Below are 1,216 nucleotides of genomic sequence, written 5' to 3' on the forward strand. Positions count from 1 at the left end.
ATTGTTAATGCTCTGCGTGGCTCAAGGGTGGTATTTTCGCCGGCGGCATGCCAAATATTCGAATCAAACAAAATAATACTTCCCTTAGGCACAATTGCCCTATCGGCATTATTAAAAAAGTACGTTGCATCAGGTCGTATTGCTGATTTATGTGATCCCGAAAGAAAATAAGTTGCACCGTTTATTAAGGTAAAATCATCGAGTGTAACAATCATCTGTAATAGTAATTTTGTGTCGTTCATGAATGTTCGCACATCGCGGTGCATGTTGCTTAGGTATGGATGCTCATATTTAGCATGAATAACCGCATTCATCCCATTTAATATATAGTTGCCACCCAAAAATTGTGTGATCTCCTCATCACAGTACATATTTTGGAGAAACGAAAGACTGAAGTTACTTCTCTCCAGTAAATGATGAAGTGTGCCGTCCATATTGGCACTTATGCCGTTTCTTTCTTGTATGGCTCTTCTTTTTATGTACGCATCGGTCAAGTCTTTATTTATTGTGTAAACAAAATCAGGATGTACTACATTTTCGTATACAATCCACCCATATTCACGCATAGTACTACTGAAGTCGGTGACGTTTCTTTCATAATAATTAAATCGATTTTTCATAACATTTGATTATATTATTTTTTTCATTTCCAGTTATTTTAACTTCATTATGCTTAACATATCATCGTTAACCAGATTTACGTCAAATTTCTTTCGGGCTAATGCCAGTCCATTTAAACCATAGTTATAAATAGCATTACTGTTATTTAYGTAAAACTCCATTTTTGACATAAGCGCCGGTATGTTTTTAACAGGAATTAAAAATCCGTTTTGAGGCGATACGGGCTCAACTGTTTCCCTGCAGCCAACAGAATCACTTGTAATAATTGCCCGCCCCATTGCCATACTTTCAAGTAAACACCGGGGTACGCCTTCACCATAGTATGATGGCAGCACCACCACCGAGGCATCTTTTATATAAGGTCTTACATCGTCAACTTCACCCAGGTATTGAAGGTTGTCGCCATGTTTAATTTTAAAAAACAATTCGGGGCTAATGGCATCTATATTTGCAGCATAGGATCCTATTAGCTTAAATTGTATGTTGGGATATTTTAAACGGATAAGGCGTGCGGCTTCGTAATATTCAAAAATGCCTTTAGCGTTTATCAGTCGGGATATCATTATAAAACTAATGTTCCCGGCATCTGGTGGGG

General features: G+C 37.5%; 2 protein-coding genes. Both read right to left on the bottom strand.

Annotation, left to right across the window (positions count from 1 at the left end; genetic code table 11):
* Positions 1–620 (bottom strand): phytanoyl-CoA dioxygenase family protein (locus AC1DPZ_RS27585; protein WP_477409540.1); only part of this gene is annotated, 620 nt, incomplete at its 3' end.
* A gap of 33 nt (positions 621–653) precedes the next feature.
* The coding region (locus AC1DPZ_RS27590; protein ID WP_477409542.1) for a glycosyltransferase at positions 654–1,216 on the bottom strand (563 nt) is incomplete at its 5' end.

This window comes from Mucilaginibacter sp. P4_G9 (genome assembly GCF_056400985.1).